This is a genomic window from Collimonas fungivorans (assembly GCF_028292705.1).
GTDB classification, from domain to species: domain Bacteria; phylum Pseudomonadota; class Gammaproteobacteria; order Burkholderiales; family Burkholderiaceae_D; genus Collimonas; species Collimonas fungivorans_B.
This window is the reverse complement of record NZ_JAQGLV010000144.1, coordinates 24450-31789: the sequence shown is the minus strand read 5'-3', so window position 1 is coordinate 31789 and position 7340 is coordinate 24450. Positions and strand designations below refer to the sequence as shown.

9 protein-coding genes are annotated in these 7340 nt (G+C 61.8%); 2 read left to right on the top strand and 7 right to left on the bottom strand.

Annotation, left to right across the window (positions count from 1 at the left end):
- The 7 genes from JWQ61_RS07320 to JWQ61_RS07290 all read right to left on the bottom strand — a co-directional run.
- The coding region (locus tag JWQ61_RS07320) for a permease (RefSeq protein WP_304359941.1) at window positions 1-1037 on the bottom strand (1037 nt) is incomplete at its 3' end.
- 75 nt (window positions 1038-1112) lie between these two features.
- A complete protein-coding gene (locus JWQ61_RS07315; RefSeq protein WP_304359940.1) occupies window positions 1113-1475 on the bottom strand; it encodes a hypothetical protein in 363 nt (120 codons plus the stop codon).
- Window positions 1476-2069 (bottom strand): GNAT family N-acetyltransferase, encoded by a 594-nt coding sequence (locus tag JWQ61_RS07310; protein ID WP_304359939.1) that lies wholly within the window; start codon window positions 2067-2069, stop codon window positions 1476-1478.
- A 15-nt stretch (window positions 2070-2084) separates the two neighbouring features.
- On the bottom strand, window positions 2085-2846 hold the full coding sequence (locus JWQ61_RS07305; protein ID WP_014006762.1) for an ABC transporter permease: 762 nt from the start codon (window positions 2844-2846) through the stop codon (window positions 2085-2087).
- Complete coding sequence (locus JWQ61_RS07300; protein ID WP_014006761.1) at window positions 2843-3769, bottom strand: ABC transporter ATP-binding protein; 927 nt, start codon at window positions 3767-3769, stop codon at window positions 2843-2845. Before JWQ61_RS07300 ends, JWQ61_RS07305 begins: the two co-directional genes overlap by 4 nt.
- 70 nt (window positions 3770-3839) lie before the next feature.
- The gene (locus JWQ61_RS07295) at window positions 3840-4010 is read right to left on the bottom strand and encodes a hypothetical protein (protein ID WP_304359938.1); all 171 of its coding nucleotides are present in this window, start codon (window positions 4008-4010) and stop codon (window positions 3840-3842) included.
- A 65-nt stretch (window positions 4011-4075) separates the two neighbouring features.
- A complete protein-coding gene (locus JWQ61_RS07290; RefSeq protein ID WP_304359937.1) occupies window positions 4076-5515 on the bottom strand; it encodes a DHA2 family efflux MFS transporter permease subunit in 1440 nt (479 codons plus the stop codon).
- Between the two features lie 483 nt (window positions 5516-5998).
- On the opposite strand from JWQ61_RS07290, the gene JWQ61_RS07285 reads away from it, so the two are divergent.
- Both JWQ61_RS07285 and JWQ61_RS07280 read left to right on the top strand, forming a co-directional pair.
- Window positions 5999-6892, top strand: coding sequence for an alpha/beta hydrolase (locus tag JWQ61_RS07285; protein ID WP_304359936.1), 894 nt, complete (start codon window positions 5999-6001; stop codon window positions 6890-6892).
- Between the two features lie 8 nt (window positions 6893-6900).
- Window positions 6901-7281 carry a VOC family protein gene (locus JWQ61_RS07280; protein ID WP_304359935.1) on the top strand — a complete coding sequence of 127 codons (381 nt, stop codon included), beginning with the start codon at window positions 6901-6903 and terminating at the stop codon, window positions 7279-7281.
- Window positions 7282-7340: the final 59 nt, after the last annotated feature.

Sequence of the window (7340 nt, the reverse complement as noted above, 5' to 3'; positions counted from 1 at the left end):
ACCAGCCCGCTGACCACGCCGACCAGCATGGTCAGCAAGGCCACTGCCACCAGCACCCTGGCGTCGAAGTCCTTGCGCAGCATCAGCAGCGACGGCAGGCTGATGCTCGGCAAGGTCATCAGCAGCGCCACTGCCGGCGCGGTGCCTAGGCCTAGCGCCATCATGGTCTGCACGATAGGGATTTCGGCCGCTGTCGGGATCACGAACAGGGTGCCGGCGATGGCCAGCGGCACCAGCCACAGCAGGCTGTTGCCCATGGCGCCGTCGACATGCGGGAACAGCCAGACCCGGGCTGCGCCCAGCACCAGCACCGCCAGTACATACACCGGGATCGTGCTCCAGAACAGTTGCCATATGGTGCGCGCCCAGCGTCCCAGGAAGTCGGTGCGCGCAGGCGCGCTGGCTTCGACCACCGCTTCTGCCGCTGCCGCCGGGATTTCCTCGGGCCGGGAAATGCGTTGCGCGATCATCGATACGCCCAGCACCAGCACCAGGCCTGCCACCAGGCGCAGGGCGGTAAACCCCCAGCCCAGCACGAAACCCATGAACACCAGCGTCGCCGGATTGAGCACCGGATTGGCGATCCAGAACGCCAGCGCCGCGCCCACCGAAACTTTTTGGCGGCGCATGCCGGCCACGACCGGAGCGGCGCAGCAAGAACACATCATGCCAGGCAGGGCGAACAGGCCGCCGCGCAGCACCGAGCCGAAGCCGGCGCGGCCAAACAGGCGCAGCAGCCAGTCGCGCGGGATCAGCACCTGCAGCAGCGAACCCAGGATCACCGCCAGTACCGCGGCTTTCCAGATCGCCAGGAAATAAACCTTGGCGTAGGCCAGCGCGGCGGCAATAGGCGCGCCTTGCTGGTCGTCGAGAATGGAAGCGCCGATACTGTGCTTGTCGGCGGCCAGGAAGGATTTGAGGTAATAGGGCGACCATTTGACGTAGTACAGGCCAACCACGGCTACCAGTACGAACAGCGCCGGTTTCCACCAGAACGACCAGCCCCTGGCGCTGGATGGGGAAGATAGACTGTGCATGGAAGATTCACCCTGTAGGAAATAACACCGCATCATAACCCGGCGCAGCCTGGTTATGCCATCGATCGGGGCGTCCTACGGCTGCTCAGGCTCCTGGCCGCGGGCGACGGAGAAGCAGATATAGGCTATCCCGGCCGATAAGATGGCGAGCACGTACGCCAGCCGTTTGCCGTGCCACAGGCTGGACAGCCAGCGATTGAAGTCGGCGATCAGCCGCCCCGAGGTGCCGCCATACAGTTCGACGTCGCGCCGGTAGGCCTTGGAATCGCCCGGGTCGACTGCATAGACGCTGCCGCCCACCATCTGGTAGCTGAGGGCAGCGCTCTCCCGTTCGGCCGCAGCGCGGTAGATCAGGCCGGCGGACAATAACCCCACCAGCAAGACCGCTGCGGCGATCAGGTACAGGGACAGCTGGAGATGAGAGTGCTTGCCGTTCATTTATGCCGCCGTGGTTTCTGCTGGTTCGATGTTCTTCCTCATCCGCGTCACCGGCACCTGGATGCCGCCTGGCAGGTCGAGCGCGAATCTTTCGATGACGGCAAAGCCGGAGGCCAGGTATAGCGGCTCGCCGGGAAGCGTGGCGACCAGCTCCAGCATGCTGAAGCCGTTAAGGGCCGCTTCGCGAGTGCAATGCCGCATCAGCTGGCTGCCGAGGCCGCGCCGTTCCATGCCAGGATCGACAAAAAAAGCGCGTATGCGGGCGGCTTCCTGCGATGGATCGAGCAGGGGATCGGGGCCGCTTTTCGCCCGGTCGCCGCCGAACAGCGTACGGCGCTTGCTCCAGCCGCCGCACGCCACGGCCTTGCCGCCGTCTTCGATAATAAAATAGGTCTGGTCGGCGACCAGCTGGGTGTCGACGCCAAACACATAGCGGGTGACCGCCTCAGCCTGCTGGTCCGAATAGAAACCGGTGCTCAGGCCGACGCCGGAACGGGCAATCAGCGCCTCCAAAACCGGGACGTCAGCCATCTGCGCGGGACGCAGGCTGAAAGCTGGTTTGCTGCGAGATGCGCTGGAGGCCTCAGGCGGCATGACTGTCTCCGGTCCCTAGGACTTGAGCCGGTAGCCGGTCTTGAAGATCCAGGCCACGATCCCCAGGAAGACCGCCAGGAATGCCAGCGTCATCGCCAGGCTGACCGTGATGTGCACGTCGGCGGTGCCGTAGAAGCTCCAGCGGAAGCCGCTGATCAGGTACACCACCGGATTGAACAGGCTGATCGTGTGCCATACCGGCGGCAGCATCTTGATCGAGTAAAAGCTGCCGCCGAGGAAAGTCAGCGGCGTGATGATCAGCAGAGGCACCAGCTGCAGCTTCTCGAAATTGTCGGCCCAGATGCCGATGATGAAGCCGAACAGGCTGAAGGTGACGGCGGTCAGCACCAGGAACAGGATCATCCAGAGCGGATGTTCGATGTGCAGCGGCACGAACAGTCCGGCCGTGGCCAGGATGATCAGGCCGAGCAGTATCGATTTGCTGGCGGCGGCGCCGACGTAGCTGATCACGATCTCGCGGTATGACACCGGCGCCGACAGCAGCTCGTAGATGGTGCCGGTGAATTTAGGGAAGTAGATGCCGAAAGAGGCGTTCGAGATGCTTTGCGTGAGCAGCGACAACATCACCAGCCCTGGCACGATGAAAGCGCCGTAGCTGACGCCGTCGACCTGGGCGATGCGCGAGCCGATGGCGGCGCCGAACACGACGAAATACAGCGAAGTCGAAATCACCGGGGCGATGATGCTTTGCAGCAGGGTACGCCAGGTGCGCGCCATTTCGAAGTTGTAGATGGCGCGGATTGCATGGAAATTCATTGTCCGTCCTTGATCAGGTTGACGAAAATATTCTCGAGGGAACTTTGCGTGGTCTGGATATCCTTGAACTGGATGCCTTGTGCGCTGAGGGCGTTGAGCAGCGAAATGATGGTCACGCGTTCGCCGTCGCTCTCATAGGTATAGACCAGCTGGCTGCCGTCGCTGGACAGGCTCAGCTGGTAGGCCGCAAGTTCGGGCGGAACCTGCTGCAGCGGCTGCTCCAGCTGCAGCGTCAGCAGTTTCTTGCCAAGCTTGTGCATCAGTTCTTTTTTGTCCTCGATCAGGATGATCTCGCCCTTGTTGATCACCCCGATGCGGTCGGCCATGTCTTCGGCTTCCTCGATGTAGTGGGTGGTCAGGATGATGGTGACGCCGCTTTCCCGCAGCGAACGGACCAGCTGCCACATGTCGTGGCGCAGGTTGACGTCGACGCCGGCGGTCGGCTCGTCGAGGAACAGGATCTGCGGTTCGTGCGACAGCGCCTTGGCGATCAGCACCCGGCGTTTCATGCCGCCGGACAGGGTCATGATCTTGTTGTCCTTCTTGTCCCACAAGGACAGGTCCTTGAGCACTTTTTCGATATGGGCGGGGTTGGCCGGCTTGCCGAACAGGCCGCGGCTGAAGGACACCGTCGCCCACACCGTTTCGAAGGCGTCGGTGGTCAGTTCCTGCGGCACCAGGCCGATCATGGAGCGGGCCGCGCGGAAATCGGCGCCGATGTCGTGGCCGTCGACCCGCACCGAGCCCTCGGAGATGTTGAGGATGCCGCAGATGCAGCTGATCAGGGTGGTCTTGCCGGCGCCGTTCGGGCCCAGCAGCGCCAGGATCTCGCCGCGGCGGATCTCCAGGTTGACGTTGTTGAGGGCGCGGTGGCCGGAAGCGTAGGTTTTCGAGACGTTTGCTACAGTAATGATATTTTGCATGAGCCGTTCGATTGTAGTGAATGCAGGCGGCGGATGTGCCTTGCCGTGCATTCTAATCCTGAATGGGAAATTAATTCTGGCGGAGGCCGTTCTCGAAGGCGTCGATCAGCTTGATCAGGCTCTCCATGCGCGACTGCTCCTGCGTCGTCGTCGCGCGATTCCACAGGAGGTCGAATTCCGCCACCAGCAGGCGGTACTCGGTTTCGCTGACAAGTGATGCGTCTGTTTCTTTCTCAAACATAGGTTTATCCCGGCAAGTAGGAAACACCGGGGCTACGGCGTTTCACTGATTGGTGCGGCGGAGCGTCATGCAGGCACGGCGTTCTCCATGGTTTTGGTGCGCAAGAGCAGGGCGCCAAGCGCGGCGCCCAGGCCGGCGAAGCAGGCGCCTACCAGGAAAGCTGCCTGGTAGCCGCTGTTGAGCGCGCCCAGCGGCTCATTGCCGGCCGCCAGCAGGTTCTCGGTATGCAAGGCCGCCAGGCTGGCCAGCACCGCCAGGCCGAGTGCGCCGCCCATCATGAACGAGGTGTTGACCACGCCCGAAGCCAGCCCGGATTCGGACGGCGCGACATCGCTCATGGCCGCCAGCAGCACCGGATTGAAGGCAATCCCGGCGCCCAGGCCGAGCAGGACCATGCCCGGCAATACATCGGCGATGAAGTGGCCGTCGACCGGGGCGCGCGCAAACAGCAGCAGGCCGCAAGCCGCCAGCAGCAAGCCCACCGCCAGCGGCCGCCGGATGCCGAAGCGCATCACCAGCTTGGCCGAGATCCCCAGGGAAAAGACGGCCATGATCAGGTTGGCCGGCAGGAAAGCCAGCCCGACCTGCAGTGGCTTGTAGCCCAGCACCAGCTGCAGGTAGAGCGCGGACAGGAAGAACCAGGCGAACATCGCCGCCGCCCACAGCACACCGACGATATTGGCGACTGCCACGTTACGCAGCTGGAACAGCCGCAGCGGCATCAGCGGCACCCGCACCCGCGTTTCGATCACCAGGAAAGCCGCCAGCAAGGCCGCCGCGACGGCCAGCTGGCCCAAGGTCCGAGGCGAAACCCAGCCGGCTTCGTTGCCGTTGACGATGGCGTACACGGCAAGCATCAGCGCGGCGGTGACGGTAACGGCGCCGAACACGTCGAGATGCCTGGACTGCGCCTGGCTGTGCAGCGCCGGCAGCAGCCGCAATGAAAGGGCGATGACGGCGATGCCGATCGGCAGGTTGACCAGGAAAATCCAGTGCCAGCTCAGGGTATCGGTCAGCAGGCCGCCCAGCATGGCGCCGAGACTGCCGCCGCCGGCGCAGACGAAACCGTAGACCCCCATCGCCTTGGCCCGCTCGGCCGGCTCGGTGAACAGGTCCATGATCAGCGACAGCGCCACCGAGGTCACCACGGCGCCGGCCAGCCCTTGCACGGCGCGTGCCGCCAGCAGGAAACCTTGGGTGCCGGACAAGCCGCAGGCGAGCGAGGCTAAAGTAAATAGCGCGATCCCAATCAGGAACAGCCGCCGGTGGCCGTACAGGTCGCCGAGCCGGCCGCCAAGCAGCAGGAAACCGCCGAAAGTCAGCATGTAGGCGTTCACCACCCAGGCCAGCGAGGTGTCGGAGAACTTCAGATCGGTCTTGATGGACGGCAGCGCGACGTTGACGATGGTGGTGTCGAGCACGATCATCAGCACGCCCAGGCACAGCACGATCAGGGCCAGGCCGCGGCGGTCGCGGGTTGCGGTTGGAATGGAATTTTCAGTCATGTCGGTCTTTCCAAAGATGAAGGACTTTGTACGAGGAGGCAATCGAGCCGCGAGATTCAAAGGGTCTCGATACCTAGTCGAACGGAAATCGTCGAAATCGACAGGCGGGCAAAGATTGCCTGGCCGGATTGTCGGTTGAATAACTTGGCTGCTCAAATCCAGGCGCTCGACGCGCCTGTGCTGCAAAAACTGTAACGGGACCCGGTGCAAGCCGGCGTCAGGCAAGGCGCATGTATATGGCTGATGCGTCAGCAGTTGTTGTCATCGCGAAGGAGACGCAGCGATGGCCGGGTTTGTATTCGAACCGGATCCGCAGGTCGCGGGAGATTTCAGGAAATGATTTTACGCACGACATCACCATCGGCTAGGTTATCGCCGTTCGTCTTTTGCACCCGAAGCAGGGTTGACGAAATCGGCGTTGCGGCACACATTATCGCCTGGCGGAAGCATTGCTCCATCGCAAACGAACGAGAAAGTATAAACATGCCGCAAAAACTTCGCAAGCCCCTTCCTGCCTTATTGTTTACCCTGGTTTTTTCAGTTCCACCGTCCCAGGCAAACACCCCGGCCCGTCCGTATGAACTGGAAGGAACCGAGGTGCAGAGCATTTCATCGAAGATCCTGCACCGTGACTACGAGCTGTTCGTCAGCCTGCCAGCATCCTACGCGACATCGCAGAAGCGTTATCCAGTGCTGTTCATCACTGATGCCAACTACGGTTTCCCGCTGGTGCGCAGCATTGGCAACCGGCTGGTCGTCCATGGCAAGAAAATCCAGGAATTCATCCTGGTCGGGCTGTCCTATTCCAAGGGCGACGATCCCGTCTTCAGCCGCAACCGGGATTACACGCCGACCGACACTACCAGCGGCAAAGGCAAGGACTTGTCGGGGCAGGCCGAGCAGTACCGGCAGTTCATCGAACGGGAAGTGTTTCCGTTTGTCGCCGCAAACTACCGCGCCGACATGAGCCGGAAAATCTATGCCGGCCATTCTTATGGATCGTTGCTCGGCTTGCATGTCCTGCTGACGGAGCCGCAGATGTTCGACCAGTACATTCTAGGCAGCCCTTCGCTGTGGTACGACAAGAAGGTCATGTTCAGCCAGGAGCGTCTTTATGCGGCAGCGCACAAAGACATGCCGGCCAGGGTCTTGATGCTGATCGGCTCGTTCGAAACGGTCAAGCCGGGCGATCACAATCCGCGCTATAACAAGGAAAGCGACATGGTGCAGGACATGAAGGATTTCGAGAAACAATTGAATTCACATCGTTATCCCGGCCTGAAAGTGCGTTCCGAGGTGATCCAGGATGAAGACCATCTGACGGTATTTCCTCCCTTGATCACGCGCGGCTTGCTGTGGGCATTGCCGGGAAAATGACAGCATCCATGATTCATCATATCTCGCTCGGCGTCCGCGATCTTTCCCTGTCAGGCGCGTTTTACGACGCAGCGCTCGGCGCGCTTGGCCTGCGCCGAGTATTCGAGGATGCCACCGCGGTCGGGTACGGCCTGACGGATGGCGAAGACTTGCTTTGCCTGAAACTGCGTCCGGACGCAGCGCCGCCCGGGCCAGGCTTTCACCTGGCGTTTGCGGCGCCGTCCCGCGCTGCCGTCGATGCCTTCCATCGCGCTGCATTGCTTGTGGGCGGCAGCGACAATGGCGCGCCCGGCCTGCGTCCTGAATACGAGGAAAATTACTATGCCGCTTTTTTGATCGACCCGGACGGGCACAGGATTGAAGCGGTGACCAAAGGCCCTTCGGATTAAACCTGTCCACGATACGGTTTATTAAAAATCAAATAATCTTGAATCACTGATTAAGGACG

What these genes read in the sequence shown, in the direction of transcription:
- JWQ61_RS07285 (WP_304359936.1), top strand. Translation starts at nt 5,999, where the DNA reads ATGCCGCAAAAACTTCGCAAGCCCCTTCCTGCCTTATTGTTTACCCTG.
- JWQ61_RS07300 (WP_014006761.1), bottom strand. Translation starts at nt 3,769, where the DNA reads ATGCAAAATATCATTACTGTAGCAAACGTCTCGAAAACCTACGCTTCC.
- JWQ61_RS07310 (WP_304359939.1), bottom strand. Translation starts at nt 2,069, where the DNA reads ATGCCGCCTGAGGCCTCCAGCGCATCTCGCAGCAAACCAGCTTTCAGC.
- JWQ61_RS07305 (WP_014006762.1), bottom strand. Translation starts at nt 2,846, where the DNA reads ATGAATTTCCATGCAATCCGCGCCATCTACAACTTCGAAATGGCGCGC.
- JWQ61_RS07290 (WP_304359937.1), bottom strand. Translation starts at nt 5,515, where the DNA reads ATGACTGAAAATTCCATTCCAACCGCAACCCGCGACCGCCGCGGCCTG.
- JWQ61_RS07280 (WP_304359935.1), top strand. Translation starts at nt 6,901, where the DNA reads ATGATTCATCATATCTCGCTCGGCGTCCGCGATCTTTCCCTGTCAGGC.
- JWQ61_RS07315 (WP_304359940.1), bottom strand. Translation starts at nt 1,475, where the DNA reads ATGAACGGCAAGCACTCTCATCTCCAGCTGTCCCTGTACCTGATCGCC.
- JWQ61_RS07295 (WP_304359938.1), bottom strand. Translation starts at nt 4,010, where the DNA reads ATGTTTGAGAAAGAAACAGACGCATCACTTGTCAGCGAAACCGAGTAC.